The 26389-nt window shown below is 71.8% G+C and carries 23 protein-coding genes and 1 tRNA gene; 11 read left to right on the top strand and 13 right to left on the bottom strand.

Translation table 11 applies throughout. The annotated features are described in order from the left end of the window. Window positions 1–439: 439 nt before the first annotated feature. The 3 genes from ligA to ACH34R_RS26140 all read right to left on the bottom strand — a co-directional run bounded on the left by ligA (window position 440) and on the right by ACH34R_RS26140 (window position 4854). Window positions 440–2572 (bottom strand): NAD-dependent DNA ligase LigA, encoded by a 2133-nt coding sequence (gene ligA / locus ACH34R_RS26150; protein ID WP_397564163.1) that lies wholly within the window; start codon window positions 2570–2572, stop codon window positions 440–442. Between the two features lie 114 nt (window positions 2573–2686). Next, window positions 2687–2758 (bottom strand) — tRNA-Cys (locus tag ACH34R_RS26145). Between the two features lie 512 nt (window positions 2759–3270). Continuing rightward, window positions 3271–4854 (bottom strand): alpha/beta hydrolase, encoded by a 1584-nt coding sequence (locus ACH34R_RS26140; protein ID WP_397564162.1) that lies wholly within the window; start codon window positions 4852–4854, stop codon window positions 3271–3273. 376 nt (window positions 4855–5230) lie between these two features. On the opposite strand from ACH34R_RS26140, the gene clpX reads away from it, so the two are divergent. Then, the gene (gene clpX / locus ACH34R_RS26135; protein WP_397564161.1) at window positions 5231–6529 is read left to right on the top strand and encodes an ATP-dependent Clp protease ATP-binding subunit ClpX; all 1299 of its coding nucleotides are present in this window, start codon (window positions 5231–5233) and stop codon (window positions 6527–6529) included. Window positions 6530–6835: 306 nt separating this feature from the next. Here the strand turns inward: clpX and ACH34R_RS26130 are convergent, their stop codons facing one another. The 3 genes from ACH34R_RS26130 to ACH34R_RS26120 form a co-directional block, all read right to left on the bottom strand. Next, window positions 6836–8257, bottom strand: coding sequence for an NAD(P)-binding protein (locus ACH34R_RS26130; protein ID WP_397564160.1), 1422 nt, complete (start codon window positions 8255–8257; stop codon window positions 6836–6838). 87 nt (window positions 8258–8344) lie between these two features. Further along, window positions 8345–10111, bottom strand: a complete 1767-nt coding sequence (locus tag ACH34R_RS26125) for a thiamine pyrophosphate-binding protein (protein WP_397564159.1) — start codon at window positions 10109–10111, stop codon at window positions 8345–8347. A 65-nt stretch (window positions 10112–10176) separates the two neighbouring features. After that, window positions 10177–11133, bottom strand: coding sequence for a sigma-70 family RNA polymerase sigma factor (locus tag ACH34R_RS26120; RefSeq protein ID WP_397564158.1), 957 nt, complete (start codon window positions 11131–11133; stop codon window positions 10177–10179). A gap of 153 nt (window positions 11134–11286) precedes the next feature. Between ACH34R_RS26120 and ACH34R_RS26115 the strand changes: the two genes are divergently transcribed. The 6 genes from ACH34R_RS26115 (at window position 11287) to egtD (ending at window position 16619) form a co-directional block, all read left to right on the top strand. After that, window positions 11287–11916 carry an RNA polymerase sigma factor gene (locus ACH34R_RS26115; RefSeq protein ID WP_397564157.1) on the top strand — a complete coding sequence of 210 codons (630 nt, stop codon included), beginning with the start codon at window positions 11287–11289 and terminating at the stop codon, window positions 11914–11916. A gap of 98 nt (window positions 11917–12014) precedes the next feature. Beyond that, window positions 12015–12254: a zf-HC2 domain-containing protein gene (locus ACH34R_RS26110; RefSeq protein WP_397564156.1), complete on the top strand. Its 240-nt coding sequence runs from the start codon at window positions 12015–12017 to the stop codon at window positions 12252–12254. Window positions 12255–12348: 94 nt separating this feature from the next. Continuing rightward, window positions 12349–13572, top strand: a complete 1224-nt coding sequence (gene egtA, locus ACH34R_RS26105) for an ergothioneine biosynthesis glutamate--cysteine ligase EgtA (protein ID WP_397564155.1) — start codon at window positions 12349–12351, stop codon at window positions 13570–13572. Then, window positions 13566–14909, top strand: a complete 1344-nt coding sequence (gene egtB / locus ACH34R_RS26100; RefSeq protein ID WP_397564154.1) for an ergothioneine biosynthesis protein EgtB — start codon at window positions 13566–13568, stop codon at window positions 14907–14909. The genes egtA and egtB overlap by 7 nt, the downstream gene beginning before the upstream one ends. After that, window positions 14910–15620, top strand: coding sequence for an ergothioneine biosynthesis protein EgtC (egtC, locus tag ACH34R_RS26095; protein WP_397564153.1), 711 nt, complete (start codon window positions 14910–14912; stop codon window positions 15618–15620). A gap of 33 nt (window positions 15621–15653) precedes the next feature. After that, window positions 15654–16619, top strand: coding sequence for an L-histidine N(alpha)-methyltransferase (gene egtD / locus ACH34R_RS26090; RefSeq protein ID WP_397564345.1), 966 nt, complete (start codon window positions 15654–15656; stop codon window positions 16617–16619). Between the two features lie 141 nt (window positions 16620–16760). Here the strand turns inward: egtD and ACH34R_RS26085 are convergent, their stop codons facing one another. The 3 genes from ACH34R_RS26085 to ACH34R_RS26075 are packed head-to-tail and all read right to left on the bottom strand — an operon-like array spanning window position 16761 to window position 18567. Continuing rightward, entirely contained in the window at window positions 16761–17126 is a 366-nt protein-coding gene (locus ACH34R_RS26085) for an ArsR/SmtB family transcription factor (protein WP_397564152.1), read from the bottom strand. Then, window positions 17126–18037, bottom strand: a complete 912-nt coding sequence (locus ACH34R_RS26080; protein ID WP_397564151.1) for a ketopantoate reductase family protein — start codon at window positions 18035–18037, stop codon at window positions 17126–17128. The genes ACH34R_RS26085 and ACH34R_RS26080 overlap by 1 nt, the downstream gene beginning before the upstream one ends. A gap of 8 nt (window positions 18038–18045) precedes the next feature. Next, window positions 18046–18567 (bottom strand): ATP-binding protein, encoded by a 522-nt coding sequence (locus tag ACH34R_RS26075; RefSeq protein ID WP_397564150.1) that lies wholly within the window; start codon window positions 18565–18567, stop codon window positions 18046–18048. A 223-nt stretch (window positions 18568–18790) separates the two neighbouring features. Between ACH34R_RS26075 and ACH34R_RS26070 the strand changes: the two genes are divergently transcribed. Together ACH34R_RS26070 and ACH34R_RS26065 are read left to right on the top strand one after the other, a co-directional pair. Continuing rightward, a complete protein-coding gene (locus tag ACH34R_RS26070; protein ID WP_397564149.1) occupies window positions 18791–19612 on the top strand; it encodes a helix-turn-helix transcriptional regulator in 822 nt (273 codons plus the stop codon). Further along, window positions 19600–19800: a DUF397 domain-containing protein gene (locus ACH34R_RS26065; RefSeq protein ID WP_397564148.1), complete on the top strand. Its 201-nt coding sequence runs from the start codon at window positions 19600–19602 to the stop codon at window positions 19798–19800. Before ACH34R_RS26070 ends, ACH34R_RS26065 begins: the two co-directional genes overlap by 13 nt. Here the strand turns inward: ACH34R_RS26065 and ACH34R_RS26060 are convergent. Further along, window positions 19797–20747, bottom strand: a complete 951-nt coding sequence (locus tag ACH34R_RS26060) for an AraC family transcriptional regulator (protein ID WP_397564147.1) — start codon at window positions 20745–20747, stop codon at window positions 19797–19799. The two genes, ACH34R_RS26065 and ACH34R_RS26060, sit on opposite strands and share 4 nt — an antisense overlap. Before the next feature lie 122 nt (window positions 20748–20869). Between ACH34R_RS26060 and ACH34R_RS26055 the strand changes: the two genes are divergently transcribed. After that, window positions 20870–21427, top strand: coding sequence for an NADPH-dependent FMN reductase (locus tag ACH34R_RS26055; protein ID WP_397564146.1), 558 nt, complete (start codon window positions 20870–20872; stop codon window positions 21425–21427). 4 nt (window positions 21428–21431) lie between these two features. Then, complete coding sequence (locus ACH34R_RS26050) at window positions 21432–22745, top strand: S28 family serine protease (RefSeq protein ID WP_397564145.1); 1314 nt, start codon at window positions 21432–21434, stop codon at window positions 22743–22745. 9 nt (window positions 22746–22754) lie between these two features. Here ACH34R_RS26050 and ACH34R_RS26045 read toward each other — a convergent pair whose 3' ends face one another. The 3 genes from ACH34R_RS26045 to ACH34R_RS26035 all read right to left on the bottom strand — a co-directional run bounded on the left by ACH34R_RS26045 (window position 22755) and on the right by ACH34R_RS26035 (window position 26385). Next, on the bottom strand, window positions 22755–23444 hold the full coding sequence (locus ACH34R_RS26045; RefSeq protein WP_397564144.1) for a CHAP domain-containing protein: 690 nt from the start codon (window positions 23442–23444) through the stop codon (window positions 22755–22757). 98 nt (window positions 23445–23542) lie between these two features. Beyond that, window positions 23543–24916, bottom strand: coding sequence for an NADH-quinone oxidoreductase subunit N (locus tag ACH34R_RS26040; RefSeq protein ID WP_397564143.1), 1374 nt, complete (start codon window positions 24914–24916; stop codon window positions 23543–23545). Continuing rightward, window positions 24913–26385: a NuoM family protein gene (locus ACH34R_RS26035; protein WP_397564142.1), complete on the bottom strand. Its 1473-nt coding sequence runs from the start codon at window positions 26383–26385 to the stop codon at window positions 24913–24915. The genes ACH34R_RS26040 and ACH34R_RS26035 overlap by 4 nt, the downstream gene beginning before the upstream one ends. Window positions 26386–26389: the final 4 nt, after the last annotated feature.

Below are 26389 nucleotides of genomic sequence, written 5' to 3'. Positions count from 1 at the left end.
CCCGCCCACCGGGCGGCGTAAGTGGGAACCCCAAATCTGGACATAGTGCAGGTCGCCCGCTCCGACTGCGAGAAAGTTCCACTACTCCGCGAGAGGCTGTCGCCGGGTGTGTCCGCCTACACATGAACGGCGGTAGGGACCTCACCTTCAGGCAGGCCCGCGGCGCGCATCTCCGGCTCAACACCGTAAGATCCACCCGCTCCGGCAGCGCATCGGCGCAGTGCGCCCTGGCCCACCGCACGCTGCGGCTTCGCCCACAAGATCCACCGCTTGCCGGACAACCGCCGAACCGCCCCTGCCGCGTATTTCCGCCTTACGCGGGAAGGGCGGTGGGAGACATCACCCTCGGCTGCGTCCACCTTCGGAGTGAGGCGCCTCGGGCACTGCTCATACCCCCGTTCCTGTAGTGGGGCCGGTGCCGGAGGGATCGGGTGGATGGTCAGAGGATGTCGGTGAGCAGGGCGGCGAACTCTTCCGGGGTGAGGATGTGGATGCCGAGGCTTTCGGCCTTGGCCTGCTTGGAGCCGGCCTTCGCACCCGCGACCAGGAGGTCGGTGCGGGCGGAGACGCTGGAGGAGGCGCGGCCGCCGGCTCGTTCGATCAGTTCGTTCATCTGGTTGCGGGAGAACGTCTCCAGCGGGCCGCTCATCGCGCCCGTGACGACGACCGACTTTCCCGACAGTGGCAGGTCGGCGGAGACGGCCGCCTCCTCCTCGTCTTCCGCCTGGCGTGGGGTCACACCGGGCTCGGTCAGGTTGACCCCGGCCGCCACCAGCTTGTCGATGACCGGCCCCAGCTCGGCGAGCTCGGCCACCACGACGGGGGCCTTCTCCGGGCCCATGCCCTCGACGGCCTGGATCGCCTCGGCGTCGGCGGCGCGGATGGCGTCCATCGAGCCGAAGTGGCGGGCCATCCGGCGGCTCATCGAGCGGCCGGTGCCGCGGACCCCGAGTGCGCACAGCACCCGGCTGAGCGGGCGGCCCTTGGCCTCTTCGATGGCGGCCAGCAGGTTGGTGGTGCTGAGCTCGCCCATCCGCTCAAGGCCGAGCACCTGGTCGGCGGTGAGGTAGAACAGGTCGGCGAAGTCGGCGATCAGCCCGGCTTCCAGCAACTGCAGGATGCGGTTCTCGCCCAGGCCGGCGATGTCGAGCTGGTCGCGGCCGACCGCGTAGCTGACGGAGGTGATCACCCGGCAGGCCCGGCCGCGCACGCAGCGCCACCGCTCCTGGGAGGCGTCGATCGCGTCGCCGCAGGACGGGCAGACCTCCGGGATCTCGATCGGGCGCTCCTGCCCGGTGCGCAGGTGGACGACCGGGGCCTCCACCCGCGGGATCACGTCGCCGGCCTTGTAGACGACCACGCTGTCGCCCAGCATGAGGCCGCGGCGGGCGATGTCGGCGACGTTGTGCAGGGTCGCGTAGGTGACGATGCTGCCGTCGAGCTCGACCGGTTCGAGCACGGCCCGGGGCGCGATGATGCCGGTGCGCCCGGTGTTCCACTCGACGGCGAGCAGCTTGGTGATCTTCTCCACCGCGGGCAGCTTGTAGGCGATGGCCCAGCGCGGGGCGCGCGAGCTGAACCCCGCCTGGGCCTGGTCGGCGGCCAGGTCGCAGCGGATCACGATGCCGTCGATCGCGAAGGCCAGCCCGGCGCGGGCCGCGGCGATCTGCTCGACGCGCTCGTTGACCTGGTCGAGGGTGGTGGCGACGACGCCGGCCACGGGCGTGGCGGCGGTGGTCTGCACGCCCTGCCCGGCGGCCCACGCCATGACCGCGCTGTGCCGCATCTCGCGCAGCCCCGTGGCGAACTCGGACTCGTCGCCGGGCGGGGGCAGCAGGCCGTACGCGAAGAACGTCAGCTCGCAGACGTAGGGCCGGTCCTGCGCGCGCAGCGTGCCCGCCGCGGCGCTGCGCGGGTTGGCGAACGTCGTGCCGTCGTGCGCGCGGCGCTTGGCGCAGGCCGCCTCGAACTGCTCGGCCATCATCATCACCTCGCCGCGCACCTCCACGGTGTGCGGCTCGGCCAGCTCGCCGGGCAGGCCCACGATGGTGCCGATCGCGTGCGAGACGTCTTCGCCCGCGCTGCCGTCGCCCCTGGTGACGAGCTGGGTCAGGCGGCCGTGGCGGTAGCGGGCCGAGACCGCGAGCCCGTCGAGCTTGGGCTCGACGCTCCACGCCTCGACCGGCCGGCCCAGCCTGCGCTCCAGGGACGCGGCCCAGTCGGCGAGCTGCCCCGCGCCGAAGACGTTGTCGAGCGAGAGCATCGGGACGGTGTGCGGCACGTCGCCGACCACCGCCCCGCCCGCCACCTTGCCGGTCGGCGAGGTGGGCAGCGCCTGCCCCGGGTGGGACCGCTCGTAGGCGGCGATGCCGCGCACCAGCCGGTCGTAGGCGTCGTCGTCGAGCGCGGAGGTGCCGTCACGGTAATAGGCCGCCGCGGCGTCGAGGGCGAGTCGCACCGCCTCCGCGTAGGCGGTCTCGCCGGAGATCGCGGTGATCGCGGGCGCGCTGGTCGCAGGCGCTGGGGGCACGGGTGCGGAGACCGCGGGGGTCGTCGCGAGGGCGTCGCTCATGATGTCATGATGTCGCTCCCCACCGACATTTTCACACCCGCCATCGAGCGCTGAGCTGGGCGGTCGCCCTGTGGACGGCGAACGCCCCCCGCGCGGGGCGGGGGGCGTGATCGGAGGCCGTGACCGGAATCGAACCGGCGTACACCGCTTTGCAGGCGGTTCCCTCAACCACTCGGGCACACGGCCATATGTGTCACACGCGCCGGCGTACGGCCGGCCGTTTGTGAGCCCTCCATTCGCGCCACGGCGGGCTCATTGTCGATTTTCGGGCCATCGGAAAGCGCGAAGGAATTACAAATCCGCACAGCGCGGAAATGTTTTCCGAGACGGCATGAAAACGGCCATGCCGACCATGGGGATCACCGCCGGCAGGCGGTACGAGAAAGAGAGATGGGCGCGCGTCAGGCGCGACAACAGGACGAGAGGCCCAGATCGCAGGTGAAGCGGGCCACGGTGACCGCCGCCTCCCTGTTCATCATCTGACTCCTGCCGTCTCGTCCGTCCGGCGGCCGGGGACCTGACGCCCCGCCATGAACCACCGTTCTTTGCAGGCACAATGCTAATCGCGATTATCCGCCACGTCAAACAGTGGCGCGATATTCCTGGATTGCCGCCGGATCGATTATCCGCACAGGCCCGGCCCTTCCAAAGGGCCGGGCCTTCACGGTGTTCGCGTCCGCCGGTTCAGCGGTGTGGCGTCACCAGAGCGGAACGTGCGGCAGCAGCGGCGACGCGGGCGGTCGCGGCCGGGACCTGTTCTGGGCCGTGGCCGGAGGCTCCGGCGGTACGGCCGCGCACCGTGTCCCGCGCGCCGGCGGCTTGAGCGAGATCAGATAGTCGTCGATCGCGCCCGTGGTGCACTCACCACGGCCGTAGATGCCGTGTCCCCAGCCCTCGTACGTGACGAACCGGGCCTCCTTCCCGATCTGGGCGGCGGCGTTGACCGCCCACACATAGCCGGTGGCCGGGTCGTGCAGCGCGTTGCCGAGCAGCAGCGGCGGCGTGCCGCTCACCCGCAGGCGGTGCTGCGGGTTGGGGATCGGGTCCGGCTCGCTCAGGCAGTACGCGAGGACCGAGACGGCGGCCGGGCTGAGCTCCATGTCCGGCGCGATGGCCTTGGAGCGACGCAGGTGCTTGGCGTACTCCTTGTAGTCGCGCACTGGCAGCCGGAAGTCCTCGCAGAAGACCTGGGTGGGGATCTCCACCTCGTCCGGAGCCGTCCCCGCGTGCCGCCGCTCCGGGGCGTGCGCCGCCAGGCGGGCCGCCGAGGCCGGCGGGCGCTGCGCGCCGGCGTCGATGGCCACGAGGAGTTCGGCCAGCTCGTACCACGCCGGCCCGTAGAAGGCACTGAAGGCGATGCCGATCACGTCCAGCCGGGTGAGCCGGTAGTCGGGCTCGCCGGGGAACCTGAGTTCGCCGCGGTCGGCGCGGTCCAGCAGGCTCGCCCAGAACGCGCGCACGTCCCGGCCGCGCAGCGCGCACCGGCTCTCCTCGCCGCACCACTTGACGAACTCGTCGAAGGAGTCCTGGGCGGTGTGGGCCTCGGTGTAGAGGAAGGGACCGGTGCCCAGGCTGTGGTCCATGTTGCTGTCCAGGGCGAGGGCGCGGACCCGGCCGGGGAACCGCTCGGCGTACATCTGCCCCATGAGGGTGCCGTAGGAGATGCCGTAGTAGGTCAGTTTCTCCTCGCCGAGCGCGGCGCGGATGGCGTCCATGTCATGGGCCACGCTGCCGCTGTCCACATGGTCGAACAGCGGCCCGGTGCGGGCCCGGCAGTCGGCGCGCAGCCGATTGGCGAAGTCACGCCAGGCGTCGAACTCGGTCTGGCTCTTGATGACCGGGTAGGGGGCCTGACCCGCGAGTTCGGCCGAGCAGACGATGGGCCGGCTCCTGGCCACACCGCGCGGGTCGAAGCCGACGATGTCGAAGCGGCGGTTCAGCTCTGCGCTGAAGTAGGTGCCGGCGGCGAGGGCGAAGTCGACCCCTGAGCCGCCCGGGCCGCCGGGATCGATCAGCAACGAGCCGACCCTGGCCGCGGGGTCGGTGGCCTTGCGCCGGGCCAGGGCCAGGTCGATGGTGGGCCCGCCCGGGTTCTTCCAGTCCACGGGTACGGCGAGCGTGCCGCAATCGGCCGTCGGGTCCTCCCGGCACGGCTGCCAGGCGACCGACGGGCTACCGGAGGGGGCGGCGGGCGCCGCGGGAGCCGCCTGGGCGGGCGCGAGCGGGGATAACCCCACCAGGGCGGCCAGGGCGGCGGCGAGCAACGGAACCGTTCTACGCACGTGATCTCCAATCACCGGCGTGGGTTCTTGATCTCGACGTCCAGATTCTCCGGTCCCCCGGCGGCCCACGGCCATCGGCCATAAGGATGGGAGGCTTCCCCCTCACGTACCAGCGTTTCGTCTGCATGCGCGCATCTTCCGGGGTACCGTGCCTCAAAAGCCCAGCACGAAGGCCGGTACGGCGATGCCGGCCTCTCATCCGCAAGCATGAGCCGAGCGGACCGGCCCAAATGGCGTCCACTATTCCGCCGGGGCGCATCGTCCGCCGCGCACTCGCCGTACCATCGGAAGGCGGGGTGCGCGCCCCCGACTCGGGCATCCGGCGCCTGGCGGCGTCGCCCGTGACCCTCTGACCCCCATAGAGGAGACGTTCCGAGTGGCACGCATCGGTGACCGCGGTGATCTGCTGAAGTGCACGTTCTGCGGCAAGAGCCAAAAAGAGGTCCGCAAGCTCATCGCGGGTCCCGGCGGTGTCTACATCTGCGACGAATGCGTTGAGCTGTGCAACGAGCTCATCGAGGAGGAGCTGGAGGAGACCGCCGACACCGGGCACGGTGATCTGCCCAAGCCGCAGGAGATCAACGAGTTCCTGCAGGGCTACGTCGTCGGACAGGAGAACGCCAGGAAGTCGCTGTCGGTGGCGGTCTACAACCACTACAAGCGCATCCGGTCGGGGGGCGGGCGCAGCAGGCGCGACTCCTCGCACGAGGAGCCGGTCGAGCTGGGCAAGTCCAACATCCTGCTGATCGGGCCCACCGGCTGCGGCAAGACCTACCTCGCGCAGACGCTGGCCAGGATGCTCGACGTGCCGTTCGCGATCGTCGACGCGACCGCGCTGACCGAGGCCGGTTACGTCGGCGAAGACGTCGAGAACATCCTGCTCAAGCTGATCCAGGCGGCCGACTTCGACGTCAAGAAGGCCGAGACCGGGATCATCTACATCGACGAGATCGACAAGATCGCCCGCAAGAGCGAGAACCCGTCGATCACCCGGGACGTCTCCGGTGAGGGTGTGCAGCAGGCGCTGCTGAAGATCCTGGAGGGCACCACCGCCTCGGTGCCGCCGCAGGGCGGGCGCAAGCATCCCAATCAGGAGTTCATCCAGATCGACACCACCAACGTGCTGTTCATCGTGGGCGGCGCGTTCGCCGGCCTGGACCGGATCATCGAGCAGCGGGCCGGGCACAAGGGCGCCGGGTTCGGCGCGACGCTGCGCACCGGGCAGGACCGTGAGACCGGCGACCCCTACGCGGAGGTCATGCCGGAGGACCTGCTGAAGTTCGGGCTGATCCCCGAGCTGGTCGGGCGGTTGCCCGTGGTCACCACGTTCCAGCCGCTGGACCGCACGGCGCTGACGCGGATCCTCACCGAGCCGCGCAACGCGCTGATCAAGCAGTTCCAGAAGCTCTTCGAGCTGGACGGCGTCGAGCTGGTCTTCGACGACGACGCCGTCGGCGCCATCGCCGACCAGGCGCTGCTGCGCCGCACCGGCGCGCGGGCCACCCGGGCGATCGTCGAGGAGGTCCTGCTCAACGTGATGTACGAGGTGCCGAGCCGCGACGACGTGGCCCGGGTCGTGGTCACCCGCGACACCGTACTGGACAACGTCAACCCGACCCTGGTGCCCCGCGACCATCTCGACCGCGGATCCGAACGCCGCGACAAGTCCGCCTGACGGCGCGGAAGCAACCCCAGGAGAGGAACGAGGTCAGGGACCCGCCGTCACCGGCTCCCGGCCACGCCGGGCCGTCACCGCCCACGAGCAGCCCCCTGCGGCCCGGAGCCCTCGCCTCCGTGGCAGGCCCGCCGGGCCGCCACCCGCCCCCGAGCGGCTCACCACGGCCAGGAACGAGGTCAGGGATCCGCCGTGCCCACGAGCAGCGCCCTGCGGCCAGGAGCGCAGTCAGGAGCCTTCGTCACCGTGGCAGGCCCGCCGGGCCGCCACCCGGCCGCGAGCGGCTCACCACGGCCAGGAACGGGGTCAGGGGCCTGTGGGCGCCGGGTCGTTGGTGAGCAGGGCCAGCAGTTCGCTGCGGGCGGGGGCGGGCAGGGGCCTTGGGGTGGCCGGTGGGAGCCGGTCCAGTAGGGCGGTCAGGGGCGGGCGGGACAGCACCTCCTGGGGGGTGGCCAGGCAGGTGGCCGCCTCCGCCAGGGCGCGGAAGGCGTCGGCGTCGTGGGTCGCCGCGGCCTCCAGCCGGGCCATCTCGGTGTCCCGCCGTGGCGGCGGGACCTGCCCTTGGCGCAGTGCGGCCATCTCGGCGGCGCGCGCCCGGTCTGTGGCGATCTGGTCCATGTAGTAGGGCCCGGTCAGCCGCTCGGTGGTCTCCTCCCACGCGGTCGCGAACTCCTCGCCGCCGAGCCCGCCCGCCGTCCGCCCCCGTACCAGATCGCGTAGGGCCTCGGCCTGGATGAGCCCGGCGGAAAGGCCGCGCGCGGCGGTGGGGGCGGTGCAGGCGCTCGCGTCGCCAACGGCGGCGAACCCGGTGGCCACCGGGCGGCCGGCCACCGTGAACCGCCGCCTGCGGTCCAGGACCCCGGCCATCGCCAGCACCCTGGTGACGGGCGTGCCCGCCCCCCAGTGCGCATGCGCCGGGCAGGCGCGCAGCGCCCTGGCGAAGCGCTCGGGGTCGCGTAGGTGCTTGAGCGGCGCGTCACCACGGCCGGTGACGAAGGTGACGGACCAGGTGTCGTGCCCGCCCGGGATCGTGAGCAGCGCGAACGTGCCCAGTTGGGTGTACGGCGGCGCCATCCGCACCGGATGCTCCGGCCCGGTGAAGTAGCGGGTGTAGTACGCGAAGCCGTGGTCTTCCGGCTCGGTGCGCGGCCCCGCCGAACCCAGCGCGGTCAGCCACGCCGAGGACGGCGTGCCCCGGCCCATCGCGTCCACCACCAGATCGGCGCGGATCTCCTCGCCGCCCGACGTACGGACCCCGGTGACGGCCGGGACGGCGGCGGGCGCGCCCAGCAGGCCGGTGACCCGGACGCCGCGCCGCACGGTCACGCCGGGCCGCCGCGCCGCGGCGAGCGCGAGGGCGGACTCCAGCACCGCGCGCCTGACCGGCATGAACAGGAAACGGTCATCGCCGGGCCGCCGCGCCTTGTCGGTGATCGCCGGCGGCATCGGGAACAGCGGGTCGGCCCACGCGCACCCGGCCTCCGTCAGCAGGTCGATCACCTCGGGTGACTCGCGCTCCGCGATCCGCCAGAACCTGGGCAGCACGTTGTGCGGCTGGCGGAACTGCGCCACTCCCCTGCGCTCCCAGGACTCCCAGGCCGCCCTGGGATCGGCCGGCGGCTCGGCCAGGTCCGCCTCAAGGACGGTGACCGAGTGCCCGTCGCGGGCCAGTAACAGGGCGCAGGCCAGTCCGATCGGGCCCCCGCCGCAGATGACGATCGACGCCATGGCGTTCCGCCTCCTTCGTCCCCCAGGCCAAAGGTGACAGGGCGGGACGCGCCCGCGCCACGGGTTTTCCCGGCGCGGGAAGGCGGGTCAGTCCCCCATCTGCTGGATGCGGTCCTTGAACAAGGTGGTGGCGATGGAGGCCCGGCGCGGCTGCCCCTTGAGGAACGCCTGGGCGAACTTCTTGGCCTGCTCGTAGGAGACCTTGCCGGGCAGCGGCGGCTCGTCCGGGTTGACGTCCACGTCGACCAGCGCGGGCCCGTCGAAGGCAAGGGCCTCGGCGACGGCCGATTCGACGTCGGCGGCCTTGCTGATCTTGGCGCCGTAGCCGCGGCAGGACCGCGCCCACCCGGAGAAGTCGGACCACGGCTCGGCGTACCGCACCCCGTGCTCGGGGTAGCCCAGCACCATCTGCTCCCACAGGATCTGCCCGAGGGAGTTGTTGTTGTTCACCACGACCTTGATCGGCAGCCGGTGCTGGGCCGCGGTCAGGAACTCGGCCATCAGCATGGCGAACCCGCCGTCGCCGATGTAGGCGATGACCTGGCGGCCCGGGAAGGCGTGCTGCATCGCGATGGCGTACGGCAGGCCGGGGGCCATGCTGGCGAGGTTGCCCGACAGGTAGAACTCCCGGCCGTCCCGCACCGTCCAGTGCCGCGCCGCCCAGGTGGCCACCGTGCCGCTGTCGCAGGTCAGGATGGCGTCGTCGGCGCAGAGCCGGTCGAGCACCGAAACGAGGTACTGCGGCGCGACAGGGTCCCGGTCGGCGCTTTCGAGCGCGCGCATGTCGGCCCGCCAGGCCGCCATCTTGGCCTGATATTTCGCCAGATGGCGGGTGTAGCGCTTGCGGTCGAGCAGCGGCAACAGCGCCCGCAGCCCCTCCTTGGCGTCGCCGATCATCGGCACCTCGGTGGGCAGCCGCGCCCCCGCCCGCACCGGGTCGGCTTCGAGCTGCACCACCCGGGTCGCGCCCGCCGGGGGCAGGTGCTGGGTGTAGGGGAAGTTGGTGCCCACCATGAACAGCACGTCCACGTCGTCCACCAGTTCCTCGCTCGGCCGGGTGCCGAGCAGCCCCAGCCCGCCCGTGGTGTACGGCGAGTCGTCGGGGATCACCGCCTTGCCGGGCAGCGTCTTGATCACCGGCGCGGACAGCGCCTCGGCCACCGCCAGCACCTCCTGCCTGGCGTGCAGCGCGCCCGCGCCCACCAGCAGCGCGGGGCGTTCGGCGGCGTTGAGCACCGCCGCCGCGCGCCGCAGGTCCTCCTCGCGGGGACGTCCGGGCGGCGGCAGGTACACCGGCGCGGTGTGCGGCGGGCGCGCCGGGGCCACGTGCTGCCACGGGTCGGCGTCCGCGTCGGCCACCTGGAGGTCGTTGGGCAGCGTGAGGTGGGCGACGCCGCGCCGCGCGTAGGCGTGCCGTACCGCGGCGTCCACCAGCGCGGGGAGCTGCACCGGATTGGTGACCAGCTCGTTGTACTCGGCCAGGTCGGCGAACAGGCGCTCCAGGTGAACCTCCTGCTGGTAGCCGGTGCCCAGCACCGAGGTCTCCTGCATGCCGGTGATCGCCAGCACCGGCACGTGGTCGAGTTTGGCGTCGTAGAGGCCGTTCATCAGATGCAGCCCGCCGGGACCGGAGGTGGCCAGGCACACTCCGAGCCTGCCGGTGGCCTTGGCGTGTCCGGTGGCCATGAACGCGGCGGCCTCCTCGTGGTGGACCAGCACGAACCGCACCTTGTCCCGGTGCCGCCGCAGGCCCTCCATGATGCCGTTGATGCCGTCGCCCGGGAGTCCGAACACGGTGTCGACGCCCCACTCGGCCAGCCGTTCGATGAGAGATTCCGCGAGAATTCGTGGCATGCCCGGGGACGTACCCCACCATGTCGTTGTATGCGGCGGGCCCGCGAAAGGCCCGGCAAAGCCGGTCAGCTCGCCCAGTCCAGGAGGGGCTGGACGTGCTCCGGCGACCGCAGCGAGCGCAACGCCTGGCGCTCCAGCTGGCGGATGCGCTCACGGGTGAGCCCCAGCCGCTCGCCGATCTCCTGGTAGGTGTGGGTCTTGCCGTCGTTCAGGCCGTAGCGCAGGGTGACGATGAACGCCTCGCGTTCGGGGAGGGTGTCCACCAGGGCGCGCAGCTCCTGGGCGAGCGCCTGGTACTCCATCAGGTCCGAGACCGGGACCACTTCGGTGTCGGCGATGAGGTCGCCGACCCTGGTGTCCTCGCCGTCGCCGATCGGGGTGTCCAGGCTGACGGTGTCGTGGCCGACCCGGCGTAGTTCGAGCAGATCCGGCACGGACATCCCGGCCGCCCTGGCGACCTCCTCGTCGGTGGGATCGCGGTTCAGGCGGGTCAGCAGGTGGCGTTCCATCCGGTGGATCTTGGACAGCCGGTCCACGACGTGGACGGGGAGCCGCACGTTACGCGTCTTGTCGGCCAGGCCGCGCTCGATGGCCTGGCGTATCCACCACATCGCGTACGTCGAGAACTTGAACCCCTTGGCGTAGTCGAACTTCTCGACCGCCCGGATCAGGCCCAGGTTGCCCTCCTGGATCACGTCCAGCATCGGCCAGCCCCGGTGGGCGTACTTCTTGGCGGCCGACACCACCAGCCGCAGGTTCGCGCGGAGCATGTGGTCCTTGGCCGCCTCGCCGTCCTTGGCCACCGCCGCCAGGGCCGCCCTGCGCTCCTCGTCCCCGGTGTCCCCCGCGTCGAGCAGGTGGCGCGCGTACAGGCCGGCCTCGATGCGCCGGGAGATCTCCACCTCCTCCTCGGCGGTCAGCAGGGGCGTCCGGCCGATCTGCAGCAGGTACTGGCCGAGCAGATCGGTCTCGTCGTACGGCTCATGCGGTTCGGCCCGGGCGCCGCCGTCCAGCCCGCGCATCGTCCTCACCTCACTCGGTCGCGCCTACCGTGAGCGGCTACCCCGCGATCCGTGCCTCAGTCCAGCACAGGAGTCCCGCCCACAACACCGACGTGGAAGTGTCGGACGGCGATGTCATGATGGCTGCATACGCCCCGACCGGGAGGAGAGATCGTGGGGTTGCCCCCGGACGACGTCGTCGCCGCGGCCTTGCGCGCCGGGGACGAGACGATGTTCGCGGCGCTGCTGGACACCTGGTCGCGGGGGATGCTGCGGCTGGCCAGATCCTACGTGTCCACCAGCGACTCCGCCGAGGAGGTCGTGCAGGACACCTGGCTGGCGGTGATCCGGGGGATCGACGGGTTCGAGGGGCGTTCGTCGGTCAAGACGTGGGTCTACCGCATCCTGGTGAACACCGCCAAGAAGCGGGGCGCCAGGGAGAGCCGCACGGTGCCGTGGAGCAGCGCGTTCGACCGGGACGACGAGCCCGCCCTGGACGGCGCGGGCCCGGCCGGCGACCGCTCCCCCCTTCCCCCGGGCTGGAAGGATCTTCCCGCCGCCTGGTCCGTCCCCGAGGGCGAGATCCTGGCCTCGGAGGTCCGCGGCCGGATCGCGGCGGCGCTGGCCACGCTGCCCGCCCGGCAGCGCAGCGTGATCACCCTGCGCGACGTGGAAGGATGCAGCTCCGAGGAGGTCTGCGCCATTCTGGACATCTCAGCGGCCAACCAGCGCGTGCTGCTCCACCGCGCCAGGGCGGCGGTTCGCAAGCGGCTGGAAGATTACTTTGAGGCGATGAGACGCTAGACGCAGTACGGCGGTAACGAATCGGGTCGGTTCCGGAACGTGAGACGGTAGTCGCAGATGAAGCGGTTCAGTCCCAGAAGGGTAAGGCGGTCGTTGACGTGAAACGGTTAAGCTGCGCGGAGGTCGGCGAGCACGTCACCGCTTATCTGGATGACGACCTCGCCGACGACGCCAGGCGGGCCTTGGAGGAGCACACCAGGGGCTGCGCGGACTGCACGCGCCACATCGCCCAGTTCCGCGCCACGATCGCCGCCATGCGTGACCTCCCCGCCACGTCCCTCTCCCCTGTCACCCGCGACCGGCTGCTGAGCGCCTTCCGCGCGGCGCGCCGCGGTTGACGGGTTCCTGTCCCGAAATTTGCCGCCTCCCCCTGTAACGCCGCGGGGTCTCGCGGGTCTGTAGATCCGTGACCACCGGCGAGGGGGGATGAGCATGGCGGCTCCTGCGATCGACGACGCGCCGCTCCACGACGCCTCCGATGTCGAGGATTTCGCGCGGCGCTGCTTCGACGGCGGCGACGGTGACGGCATGGTCGGGGTAGAGCTGGAGTTCCTGGTCTACGACCGCGCGTCCGCGGATCTGCACGTGCCGATCCGGCGGGTGGCCGAGGCCCTGGCCTTACCCCCGGGTGACCCTGTGCTGCCCGGCGGCTGCCGGGTCACCTTCGAGCCCGGCGGCCAACTGGAGCTGTCCGGTCCGGCCGCTCCGCTGTCCGCCGCGATCGAGCGGGTCGCGGCCGATGTCGCGCTGGCCCGGGCGGTGCTGGGCGCGGCCGGGCTGCGGCTCGCCGGCGTGGGCCTCGACCCGGTACGCCGGGCCCACAGGCAGCTTCGCGAGCCGCGTTATGAGGCGATGGCCGCGTTCTTCGGCGGGCCGTACGGCCCGCTGATGATGTGCAGTACCGCGTCCGTGCAGGTCAACCTGGATCTCGGCGACCGGCCCGCGGTGCGCTGGGAGCGCGCGCACGCGCTCGGCCCGGTGCTGACCGCCGCGTTCGCCAACTCCCCGCTCAGCGGCGGGCGGCCGTGCGGCTGGATGTCCGGGCGCCAGGCGGTGTGGGAGAACCTCGACAGCACCCGCACCTCCCCGGTCCGGGCGACCGGCGACCCGGTGTCGGCCTGGACCGACTACCTGCTGGCCGCCCGGGTGATGCTGCGCAGGGAGGGCGATCGGTTCCACCCGGTCGCCGACGGCTCGACGTTCGGCGACTGGCTGGCCGCGCCGGGCCCGCCCCCGACCGGGGCCGATCTGGCCTACCACGCGACCACGCTGTTCCCGCCGGTCCGCCCGCGCGGCTGGCTGGAGGTCCGCTACCTCGACGCCCAGCACCCCGACGACTGGCCGGTGTGCGTGGCGGTGACGCACGCGCTGATCACCGACGACCGGGCGGCCGACGCCGCGCTCGCCGCGGCCGAGCCCTGCCGGTGGCTGTGGCGGCACGCCTCACGGGACGGGCTGGCCGACCCGCGGATCAGGCGGGCGGCCACGGAGTGCTTCGCGGCGGCCCTCGCCGCCCTCCCCCGGCTCGGCGCGCCCGTGGAGCTGACCGCGAAGGTCGCCATGTTCGCCGAGCGCGTCGCCGCGGGCCGCTCCCCGGCCACCGACCTGCTCGAAGGCACGCAAGGGATGACACACGGGAATGGGAGATCATGGTGAGCAACCTTGACGCGGTGACCGACCTCGACGCCGGCCGCCTCAAGGAGCGGATCGCGGCGCAGCTCCTCACGGTGCGCGACCGGTCGCTGGCCTACACCTCGGCGGAAGACGACGTGCTGCTGCGCCAGCACTCCACGCTGATGTCGCCGCTGGTCTGGGACCTCGCGCACATCGGCAACTACGAGGAGCTGTGGGTGCTTCGCGAGGCGGGCGGCATCACCCCGCTGCGCCCGGAGATCGACGACATCTACGACGCGTTCAAACACCCCAGGAAGGACCGCCCGTCGCTGCCGATCCTCGGCCCCGACGAGGCCAGACGGTACATCGGCGGGGTGCGCGGTCGCACCCTCGACGTGCTCGACGCGATCGACTTCACCGACCCCGATCCGCTGCGCCGGGCGGGCTTCGTGTTCGGCCTGGTGATCCAGCACGAGCACCAGCACGACGAGACGATGCTGGCCACCTTGCAACTGTCCGGCAGGCCCGGCCTGGTCCGCGAGGGCGACCTGCCCGCCGCGCGTCCGGGGCGCGGGCCTGACGAGGTGCTGGTCCCCGCGGGCCCCTTCCAGATGGGCACCAGCACGCTGCCGTGGGCCTACGACAACGAGCGCCCCGCCCACCGGGTCGATCTACCGGCCTACTGGATCGACCGGCTGCCGGTCGGCAACGCCGCCTACATCGCCTTCATCGAGGCGGGCGGCTACGACGACGAGCGGCTGTGGGATCCGGCGGGCTGGCGCTGGCGGACCGAAGGGGCGATCTCCGCTCCGCTGTTCTGGTCCAAGGAGGGCGACGGCTGGTGGCGGACCCGCTTCGGCCGCACCGAGCCAGTGCCGCCGGATGAGCCGGTGCAGCACGTGAGCTGGTACGAAGCCGACGCCTACGCGCGCTGGGCGGGCAAGCGGCTGCCCACCGAGGCCGAGTGGGAGAAGGCGTGCGGCTGGGACCCGGCGGCCGGCCGGGCGCGCAGATATCCCTGGGGCGACACCGAGCCGCACCCGGGGCTGGCCAACCTCGGGCACCTCGCGGCCCGTCCCGCCCCGCTCGGGGCCTTCCCCGGCGGGGCCGGCGCCTACGGGACCGAGCAGATGATCGGCGAGGTGTGGGAGTGGACCGGCTCCTGGTTCACCGGCTATCCGGGGTTTCGCAGCTTCCCCTACCGCGAGTACAGCGAGGTGTTCTTCGGCCAGGAATACCGGGTGCTGCGCGGCGGGTCGTGGGCGGCCGACCCGGCGGCGGTCCGCACCACCTTCCGCAACTGGGACTATCCGATCAGGCGGCAGATCTTCACCGGCTTCCGCTGCGCCCGCACCGCCGCCCCCGGCGAGGCCGGCTAGATGTGCCGGCACGCGGCCTGGCTGGGGCCGTCGCGCAGCCTGGCCGCCCTGCTGGATGAGCCGGAACACGGCCTGGTCCGGCAGTCGTACGCGCCGCGGATGCAGCGGCACGGCGTGATCAACGCCGACGGGTTCGGCATGGGCTGGTACGACCCCGTCTCCGGTGAGGCGGTGCGTTACCGCCGGTCGATCCCGATCTGGACCGACGCCAACCTGCCGGGGCTGGCCAGGGCGGCCCGTTCGGGCTGCCTGATCGCGGCGGTCAGATCGGCGACCATCGGCATGCCGATCGAGGAGAGCGCGACCGCGCCGTTCGCCGACGGGCGGCTGCTGCTCAGCCACAACGGCCGGGTGCGGGCCGAGGCCGTCCGCTCGCTGGTCGATTCGGCCGAGAGCACGTGCGACGCGGCGTGGGTGGCCGCCGCGGTCTTCGCACGGGTGCGCGGCGGCGCACCGCTCGGCGACGCCCTCGCCGAGGTCGTCACCCATGCCGGGACCAAAGATCCCGAAGGCCGGCTCAACCTGCTGGCCTGCGACGGCGCCACCGTCGCGGCCACCACGTGGGGCGACACGCTCTACGTGGACGACACGGGCGAGGACGGCGTGCTCGTGGCCAGCGAGCCGCTGTCCGACCGGCCGAGCTGGCGGCCCGTACCCGACCGGCGTCTCGTCCTCGTGACGCCCGGCGGCGTGCGCGTCGAGCCGCTGTGACCCACCGACCCAGGAGACCACGTGCGCGACACCATGCCCAACGTCCGGCTGACCGACCATCTCGACCCCGCCTACCTGCGTCAGGCCCTCGAAAGCGACGTCCGGTCCGGCCTTTCCGCGCGGCCGAAGTGGCTGCCGCCCAAGTGGTTCTACGACGCGGCGGGCAGCGACCTGTTCACCCGGATCACCAGGCTGCCCGAGTACTACCCGACGCGCCGGGAGCTGTCCATCCTGCGCGCGCACGCCACCGACGTGGCCGTGCGCAGCGGCGCGGACACCCTGGTCGAGCTGGGCTCGGGCACCAGCGAGAAGACCGTGCTGCTGCTCGACGCGCTCGCCACTCGCGGGCTGCGCGCCTACCTGCCGGTGGACGTGGACGCGGTGACGCTGGGCGAGGCCGCCGAGCGGGTGGCGGCGCGCTACCCCGGGATCGAGGTGCACGCCGTGTGCGCCGACTTCGAGCGTCATCTCGGGCTGCTGCCGCGTACCGGCCGGCGGATGGTCGCCTTCCTCGGCGGGACGATCGGCAACCTGGAGCCCGCCCCCCGCGAGGTGTTCCTGAAGGGCCTGCGCGACACGCTCGACCCCGGCGACTCGCTGCTGCTCGGCGCCGACCTGGTCAAGGACACCGGGCGGCTGGTCGCCGCCTACGACGACCCGGCCGGGGTGACCGCCGAGTTCAACCGCAACGTGCTGCGTGTGATCAACCGGGAGCTGCGGGCCGATTTCGACCCTGACGCGTTCGAGCACGTCGCCCGGTACGACGAGGGGAACGACTGGATCGAGATGCGGCTGCGCGCCACCCGCGCGATGCGCGCCCACGTCGCCGACCTCGGGCTCGACGTGGCCTTCGCGGCCGGTGAGGAGATGCGGACCGAGATCAGCGCGAAGTTCCGCCCGGAGCCGCTGGCGGCGGAGCTGGAGGCCGCCGGTTTCACCCCTGTCGAGCTGTACACCGACCCCGCGGGCGACTTCGCCCTGATGCTCGCCATGGCCTGATCCCCCGGCGGGCACCGGGCACAGGGCCGGCGGCTATCCGGGGGTGACCGGCCAGACGCCGTCGTGACGGCGTCCCCGGCTCGGGGCGCGGCCCGAACCGCTGCCGGTAGGCCGATGGCGTCAGGCCGATCTCGCGCCGCATCACCGCCCGCCCGAAGCGGCATCGGGACGATCGGGTGCCGCTGCACAGGCGATGATCGTGGCGGTGAGGTCGCGCAGCGGGGTCAGCAGGCGTGCGTAGTCGGCCCCGTTGAGCGCGTACAGGCGCTGCGCGCCGATCCGCTGCACGGTGAGCAGGCCCGCGTCGCGCAGGATCTTCAGGTGGTGTGAGGTGGCGGGCTGGGACAGCCCCAGCCGGGCGGCGACGTCACCGACGCTGCGCGCGGCGCCGGACTCCAGCAGGAACACGATGATCTCCTGGCGCCGCTCGTCGCCCAGCGCGATGAACAGCGGCCGGGTCACGCCGAACAGGCGCAGCACCTCGCTCGCCGGGCCCTCGCCGGGCATCAGGACCTCCCTGCGCTCAGTGCCTTGAGATGGGCGGCGGGCAGCCCGCGGACCGCCCCCTCCTCGATCCACTCTTGCAGCATCAGGCCCGTCTGCGCGCTGACCTTCGTGAAGTGCGTCCGCAGGTAGGCGGGCAGGTCGAACGGGACGATCCTCGGCAACACGCGCAGCGCGACCGCGGCGGCCCAGGCGGGTACGCCGGGCGGGGGACGCCTGCCGTGCCGCGCCGCGATGATCGCGAGCGCTTCACGGCCGGCCCCGGCGGCCAGCGTGTACCTGGTGGCCTTGATGGACCAGGTGGCGTTCTCCAGCGCGGCGACGAAGGGCATCATCCGTGCGGCGGTGAGGTCGCCACGGCCCGCCCGCCGTTCCGGCCTGGCGCGTACGCCACCCGCCCGCAGCGCCGCGACCACCTCCCGCACCCGCGCCTCGCCCCCATGAACACCGAGGGTGGCCCCGGGCGGCACCCAGTAGGCGATGCCGGGCCTGGGCACCTCGACCGCGAGCGGCGCCTGGTACGCGAACACGGCCGGCGTCACCTGGACGATCTGCTCCCGCGGCCAGACCTCCGCGAGGATCGCCAGGTCCTGCCCGGACTGGGTGATCGTGACCACCGTGGCCGATCCGGTCGCGTCCCGCAGGTCCGCCATCCAGCGCCCGCGCAACGCGGTGGAATCGACGCACAGCCACACCATGTCCCACTCCCCGGGCACCGGCTCCGTCAACACCTCCCGCGGCACAAGCCGCCGCTCCACCGCCCCACCCCGCCTGAGCCGGTACACCGGCACCCCACCCTCCCCCCACCGCTCCCGCCCCGGCTTGACCAGGTACCCCACCTGCGCTCCCCCAGCGGCCAGCCACACCCCGAACACCTGCCCAAGCGCCCCTGCGCCCACCACCAGTACCCTCATGCGGCCGATCATACATCCAAATATTTAGATGCTTCGATCGGTCGTATCGGCACCGGGAGCACGGCGAACACGGTCTTCCCGTACGGGCCGCAGGGGCCTTCGGAGTAGCGGTAGCTCCACTGGCAGGCCAGGTCCGCCACGATCCGCAGCCCACGTCCGCGGGTGGCGTCGTCAGGCACGTCGCATCGCGGCCGGGGCGGGCGGAGCACGCGGTCCCAGACCTCGATGAACAGCAGGTCGGCCAGGACGGTCAGCGTCAGCCTGACGAGGGACCCCTCCTCCAGCAGGTGGCCCGTCGCCTCGGGCGGATCGTGCAGGGCGGTCGCTTCGAGCGCGTTCGTCACCAGTTCGGAGACGACGAGTCCGGCGTTGAACAGGAAGTCCGGGTCTGTGTAGCCCCACCCGCGCAGCGTCGCCGCACAGTACGCCCGAGCGGGGCCCACCGCATCGGGCAGCGCGACCAGTTTGAGGGTTTCTGCCCGACCGTACTGGGTTTGGAGAATACTGCCGCTTATCCGGCCCACAGTCATGATGCGCCTCACTTTGTTATATACGCCTACAACTACTCGCCGAATTCCATTGCCACGTGAAATGCGAAACGAGTAGCCGCCCGATCAGAATGCCGGTAACAATGCGCGTGACGGGAAGCTATGGCGTGACGGTGGGTGACATACCGTGACGTCAAATCTGTCACGTCGTCACAATTCAGCGCAGGATGACGACAAGTCGTCACACACTCGGTCGGGAGGAAGTATGGGACGAGGCATCGAGCCCGGTGCGTCGGCACAGGCCCTGTTCGCGGCGGAGCTGGCCAGGCTGCGGCAGGAGTACGGGCTGTCGCAGGTGGCACTGGGAGTCCGCATCGGATGTCACCGAACGCTCATCTCTCATATCGAGCGGGGGACCAAGCGGCCGAAGCGGAATGTGGCCGAAGCGCTCGACGTCGCCTTCGGACTGACCAAGAAGCGGCATTTCACCGGAATCTACGAGCGCATGATTCGCGAAATGGGCGTGATGGGATGGTTCGGCAGGTGGCTGGAGGTGGAGCCCCAGGCGCTTTCCCTCCGCTTCTGGGATCCGATGCTCGTACCGGGCATTCTCCAGACCGAGGCGTACGCCCGGGCGATTTACCAGCGAGCGGTACATCCCAAGGAAGTGGAGCAGAGAGTTGCCCAGCGGATGGAGCGCCGCAACATTCTCAACCGGGACGAACCACCTCGCGTGTGGGTCATGATGGACGAAACCATCCTGATGAGGCCTGTCGGCGGTCCGCGAGTGCTCCATGAACAGCTCCACTTCCTCCTCCAAGCGGCGGAGCATCCCAGCGTCACCATTCAGGTGGTTCCGATCGCGGCGGGCTGCACCCCCGGCCTCCTGAGCGCCTTCGCCATGGCGCGCCTGCCCAACGATGTCCACGTTGCCACGATCCAGTCCGCTGGCGATGGATTGGTGACAGCGGAGCCAAGGCTCCTCTCCCGGCTCACGGCCCGATGTGACAGCATCCGAGATGACGCTTATTCGCAAAAGGAGTCATTGGCACTCATCGAGAGGATGATGAAGCAATGGGCCAACTAGCCCAGGACATCCCCATCTGGCGCAAAGCCACAGCCAGCGGTGACAACGGCGGAGAATGCGTAGAAGTCGCCACCAACATCCCGGGAACCATCCTCATCCGCGACAGCAAAAACCCCACCGGCCCCACCCTCCGCATCTCCCCCACCGACTGGACCGACTTCATCAGCCAGATCAAGGACGGCCACTAGTTGATACGGCCTACCTCCATGGGGGTGCAGGATTCGCGGCGGTAGCGGCCTGGGGCGAGGCCGTGTTCGCGTTTGAAGGCGTTGCCGAAGGCGAATTCCGAGCCGTAGCCGACGCGGTCGGCGACCGAGGCGACCGAGGCGTCGGACTCGCGTAGCAGGCGGGCCGCCACGGACAGGCGCCACCAGGTGAGGTAGGCCAGGGGCGGGCGGCCGACGAGGGTGGTGAAGCGGCGGGCGAAGCCGGCGCGGGAGAGGCCGGCGTGTGCGCCGAGGGATTCGACGGTCCAGGGGTGGGCCGGGTCGCGGTGGATGGCGTCGAGGGCGCGGCTGACCACGGGGTCGGCCAGGGCGGCGGCCCAGCCGGTGTGGCCGCAGACGTCGCCCCGGTCGCCGAACCAGGCCCGCAGGATGTAGAGCTGGAGCGTGTCCAGCAGCGAGGAGACCACGGTGTCCGCGCCGGGGCGCGGGTCGGCGATCTCGCCGGAGAGCAGGTCGACGGCCGCGCGCAGCTCGGGGTGGCGGCCCAGCGTGGCGGGCAGGTGGATCACGCTGGGCAGCGAGGCCAGGATGGGGTGGGTCCCGCCGCGGGCGAGGCGGTAGCCGCAGCACAGGGTGACGGTCTCGGCCCCCGTGCCGCCGAATCCGGCGGAGGCGAACAACCGGGGCTCGCCGAGGGGGTCGCAGCCGAGCGGGACGAGGGGGGTGCCGGGGTCGTCGGCCAGGCCGTACGCGTCGCCGTGCGGGAAGAACACCACGTCGCCGACGCTCAGCGGGATCGGGTCGCCCGCGTCCGGAATGAGCCAGCAGGACCCGCGCAGCACGACCTGGTAGCAGGCCGCGCCGGGCACCTGCGGGAAGCGATGCCCCCAGGGCGCGCGCCAGGAGATGCGGGCGGAGGTCGGCCGCCCGGTCCGCATCAGAGCCACCACGTCACTGAGCACGTCCACGCCGACGAGTCTAACGGCTGAGACTCTCACGTATAAAGTGCGGATGTTCGAGCATTGGTCATCTCACCTGTGGTTCCTACGGTTGTCATCGACGACATCGACCCCGGAAGGGACCCGGCGAAATGATCAAAGTGGGCATCATCCTGGGCAGCACCCGCCCAGGGCGCAACGGCGAAGCGGTCGCCCATTGGGTGCGCGACCTGGCCGTCAAGCGCGGCGACGCCGAGTACGAACTGATCGACCTGAACGACTACGGCCTGCCCAACCTGGACGAGGCGAGCGTCGCGGCGATGGGCCGGTACGAGCACGAGCACACCAAGCGGTGGTCGGCCAAGATCGACGCCTTCGACGCGTTCGTCTTCGTCACCCCCGAGTACAACCACTCCGTCCCCGGCGCGCTCAAGAACGCCCTGGACTTCCTGTACGCCGAGTGGAACGACAAGGCGGCCGGGTTCGTCGGCTACGGCATCGACGGGGCCGCGCGGGCGGTGGAGCACCTGCGGCAGATCCTCGCGCAGGTCGGCGTGGCCACCGTGGCACAGCAGGTGACGCTCTCCATCCACCACGACTTCGAGAACTTCACCGCGTTCAAGCCCACCGCCGCCCAGGAGGGCAGGCTGACCCTGGTTCTCGACCAGGTGCTCGCCTGGGGCGGCGCCCTGCGGACCCTGCGGGGCTGACGCCATGGCCTTCAGAAAAGCAGCGGCGGCGTTCGCCCTGCTCCTGGCGTCCATGGGCACCGTGACCACCGCTCACGCCGAATCCGGCGACATCGCGGACCGGCTGCGGGCCGTCCCCGGGATGACCGTGACGGAACAACCGTCCACCCTGCCCGGCAGGCGCTGGTTCCACCTGCGCTACCGGCAGCCGGTCGATCACGACCGGCCGGACGGGGCCTGGTTCGAGCAGCGGGTCATGCTCCAGCACCGCGCGGCCGACCGCCCGATGGTCTTCCACACCACCGGGCACACCGTGCCGGAGACCATGTTCGAGACCGAGCCGACGACCGTCCTCGGCGCGAACCAGCTCTCCATGGAGTACCGCTACTACCCCGGCTCCCGGCCGGTGCCCACCGACTGGAGCAAGGCCACCATCCGACAGGGCGCGGCCGACCAGCACCGCCTGGTCGTGGCGCTGAAACGGATCTACCGCCGCAAGTGGATCGGGACCGGCGGCAGCAAGGGCGGTCAGGCGTCCGTGGCGCACCGCCTGTACCACCCCGGCGACATCGACGGCACCGTCGCCTACGTGGCCCCCAACAACGTCGATGACGACGAGGACAGTGCCTACGACCGGTTCTTCCAGACGGTGGGCGACGATCCGCGCTGCCGTACCCACGTCAGGGCGCTGGCCAGGGAGATCCTGGAGCGGCGGGCGGCCATGGTGGGCCTGCTGACGGCCGACGCGGCGGCGCACGGCTGGACGTTCGGCCTGGTCGGGGACATCGACCGGGCGTTCGAGCACTCGGTGATGGATTATGAGTGGGGGTTTTGGTCCTACAACGACCAGTCCGCCTGCGCGAGCCTGCCCGAGCTGGACGCCTCCGACGAGGAGCTGTACCGGAGCTTCGACCGGGTGCTGGGGTTCCGGTTCTTCAGCGACCAGGCGCTCACGCCGTACGTGTCGGCCTTCTACCAGGGCGCGAAGGAGACCGGCTGGCAGACGCTGTCGTTCCCGCATCTGCGTCCCCTGCTGCGCTATGAGCGGGAGTACCGGCCCGGGACGTACGTGCCGCGCGACATCCCGATCACCTACGACGGTACGGCGGTCCGTGAGATCGACCGGTACGTGCGAACGCGCGGCCACCGCCTGATGTTCGTCAACGGCGGCACCGACCCGGTGAGCGCGGAGCCCTACCGGCTCGGGCCGGGCAGCCGCGACTCGGCCGTCTACACCGCACCTGGGGTCCATCACGTCTTCCTCGGCGAGGTGATCGGCAGGCTGCCCCGCCCGCAGCGCGACAAGGCCATCGCCGACCTGCGCCGCTGGGCCCGATAAGCAGCCCGGTCAGCGGACCTGCGCAGGGGCCTCTTCCGGTTCCGTCTCCGCCGGAGGGGGCTCGGCGCGGCGGGGCCGCCTGCGGACGTTGCCCAGGGCGAGCGCGGACAGGGCGGCGACCAGCGCGATGAGCAGGAGGGCCCCCTCCAGGGGTAACGGGAACCCGAACACCAGGCCGCCGCCGACGTCGCCCGGGGTGGGCGTGGGGGTGGCGGGCTCCCGGGCGGCGGCCGGCCGGGCCTCCTTGACGACGCGGGGCAGGCCGTACCCGACCACCTTGCTCTCGTCGCGGACCTTGCGCTTGAGCCAGACCCGGTCGACGTTCCCCTCGATCGTGTGGATCTTGCCGCCCGCGACCCGCTCCACGACGCCGACATGGTCGATCTTCTTGTAGTTCTTGGAGCCGCCCCAGTCGAAGAAGACCAGCGCTCCCGGCTCGGGCTCGTCGGTCCAGGCTCCGTGCTGCTTGAACCAGACCGCGTGCGAGGGGGTCCAGGCGAACGAGCCGACGTAGTCGGCGACCCCCGCCCGCTCGGCGGCCCACGCGATGGACATGTCGCACCAGGGGGCGTTCCGGTACTGCGGATCGCCGACCTTCTTCGCGTACCACGTGCCGAACTTGGTGTACTGCCCGCCCTTTTCCCGGTAACCGAGCTCCGCGCGCATGACATCGAGCAGATTTTCGACAATCTGATCCACAGGGCGCGCGGTCTCCTCGCCTCGGCCACCATCCGCCCTGACGGTAACCCGCCAAGCCCGGGATAACTAGACAAATGCCCATCCGCTATAAAACCGAGTCATCCAAGGGACATCAGTGGCGTAACGACGCCCGCCCCGATGCCCAGCAGGACCGACAGCGCGGCGGCGGCGCAGGCGATCCCCGCCGCCCACGGGTCCGGCCGGCCGGCGTCCCCGCCCGCGAAGACCGGCCGGATCCAGCGCAGGTAGTAGAACAGGCTGATCACCGTGTTGACCACCACGGCCACCGCGAGCCACGGATGCCCGCCGTCCCAGGCCGCGCCGAGCACGAGCAGCTTGCCGGCGAACACCGCCGTGGGCGGCGTGCCGACCAGACCCAGCAGGCACACGGTGAGCGCGACGGCGAGCGCCGGGGAGCGGCGGGCCAGCCCGGTTTGCCCGGCCAGGGTGGTACGGCCGGTGGCGGCCACGACGGCGAAGGCCCCGAGGTTGGTGACGGCGTAGGCGGCGACGTAGAACAACAGCGCGGGGACGGCCAGCGCGCTGGCCCCGGCGACGGCGACCGGCACCAGCGCGTAGCCGGCCTGGGCGATGGTGGAGTAGGCCAGCAGGCGGCGTACGTCGTCCTGGTGGAAGGCGGCCAGGTTGCCGAGCGTCATGGTGACCACGGCGACCAGGCCGAGCAGTGGCCGCCAGCCGTACCCGGCCGCGCCGAACACCTCGCCGCCGAGCCGCAGCAGCGCCGCGAGCGCGCCCGCCTTGGGCACGGTGGTGACGAACGCCGCGACCGCGATCGGCGCGCCCTGCGTCACGTCGGGCACCCAGAAGTGCGCGGGCACGGCCCCCGCCTTGAACAGCACCCCGGCCAGCAGCAGCACGGCGGCGACGGCCGCGATGCCCGGCCGCTCACCGGCGAGGCCGCCATAGGCGGTCGTGCCCGCCGCGCCGTACAGCAGGGTGACCCCGGCCAGCATCGGCACGCCGAGGAAGGCCCCCATCAGGTAGTACTTCAGCGCCGCCTCGGTGCCCGGCCCGTCCTTGGCGAACCCGGCGAGCGCGTAGCCGGGCACACTGGCCAGCAGGTACGCCGACACGAGGACCAGCAGGTCATCGGCCGCCGCCAGCGCGACCGTGCCGAGCGCGGCGAGCAGCAGCAGCGCGTACAGCTCGGCCTCGCGCGGATGGCCGCGCGCCCGGCGGCGGGCGAGCACCACCACCGCCGCCGTCGCCAGGGCCACCACGACCCGGACGACGTGGGTGAGCGGATCGAGCGCCCAGGACTCGAAGGCCATGCCGGCCGGCCGCACGGCGGCGGCCATCGCCGCGACCGCCGCCGCCACCAGGGCCATGACACAGATCCAGGCCGCCCGCCCCTGCCGCTCACGGGCCGAGAAGGCGCCCGTGAGCAGGCCGCCGACCGCGCCGCCGAGCATCAGCAGTTCCGGCAGGAGGTCCCAGGGGTTCTCGGTCACGGGCGGCCCACCAGCGACACGATCGCGGCGGAGACCGGCTCGATGAGGTCGAGCAGCCACCTCGGGGCGACGCCGATCAGCACCGACAGCGCGAGCAGCGGGACGATCGCGGCGGTCTCCGGCCACCGGGTGTCCGGCGTGACCCCGGCCTCGCCGGGCGGGCCGAGGAACACCCGGTGCAGGACCCGCAGGAACAGCGCCGCGGTGATCAGGATGCCGGTCACGCCGAGCGCGCCCGCCACGACCGCGGCCGGCAGGCCGGTGCCGATGACCCCCGCGAAGATCTGGAACTCCGCGATGAAGCCGGAAAGGCCGGGCAGCCCGAGCGACCCGAACGCGGCGAGCGCGGCCAGGGCGGTCAGCCTGGGCGCGGTGGCCGCGACGCCGCCGAGGCGGCGGGCGTCGTAGGTGCGGGCGCGGTCCCACAGCACGCCCGCGACCAGGAACAACGCCCCCGTGAGCAGGCCGTGGCTGACCATCTGGGTGACCGCGCCGCTGACCGCGAGCGTGCGCGGCGCGCTCGGCGCGGCCAGGCCGGCCGCGCCGAGCGCGAGCAGGATGTAGCCCATGTGGTTGACCGAGGTGTAGGCGATCAGCCGTTTGACGTCGTCCTGCGCCAGCGCGACCAGCGCGCCGTAGAGGACTCCGGCCAGCCCCACGCAGATGATCACCCACGCGTACCGCTGCCAGGCCCCCGGCAGCAGCGGCATCGCGATCCTGGCGAAGCCGTACGCGCCCATCTTCAGCAGCACCCCGGCCAGTACGGCGGAGCCGGCGGCGGGCGCGTCGGTGTGGGCGGGCGGGAGCCAGGTGTGCAACGGTACGGCGGGCGTCTTGACCGCCAGCCCCACCCCGACCGCGAGCAGCACCACCGCCGCCGCGCCCGGCCGGTCGGCGAACGGCGGGACGCGGGCCAGGTCGGCGATGTCGAACGTGCGCCCGCCCACGTACAGCCCGATGAACCCGAGCAGCAGGACCAGCGAGCCGAGGAAGGTGTAGAGGAAGAACATCAGCGCCGACCGCGCGCGGTCGCCGTGCCCCCAGCCGGCGATCACGAAGTACATGCCGACGATGGACAGGTCGAAGAACACGAAGAACAGCAGCAGGTCCAGGGCCGCGAACAGGCCGACGGAGACCGTCTGGAGGAACAGGAACAGCGCCGCGTAGGAGCGGGAGACCGGGCCGCGCGCGGAGTAGAGCGCGCAGCACAGGAACAGCACGCAGGTCATCGCGATCAACGGCAGCGACAGGCCGTCCACGCCGATGTGGTAGCCGGCCGACACGGTCGGTATCCAGCGCAGCCGTGTCTCGTGCCCGATGCCGCCCGGGTAGGTCGCCCACAGTGCCACCGCGAGCGCCAGGTCGGCCGCCGCCGCGGCGATCCAGACGGCCCCCGCCGCCCGGCCGGTACGCGGCAGCGCGAGCACCGCCGCCGCGGCGAGCGGCAGGAAGATCACCAGCGAGAGCACCCGC

The sequence above is a fragment of the Spongiactinospora sp. 9N601 genome (assembly GCF_044326295.1).
Classification (GTDB): domain Bacteria; phylum Actinomycetota; class Actinomycetes; order Streptosporangiales; family Streptosporangiaceae; genus Spongiactinospora; species Spongiactinospora gelatinilytica.
This window is presented reverse-complemented; position numbering and strand designations above follow the sequence as displayed.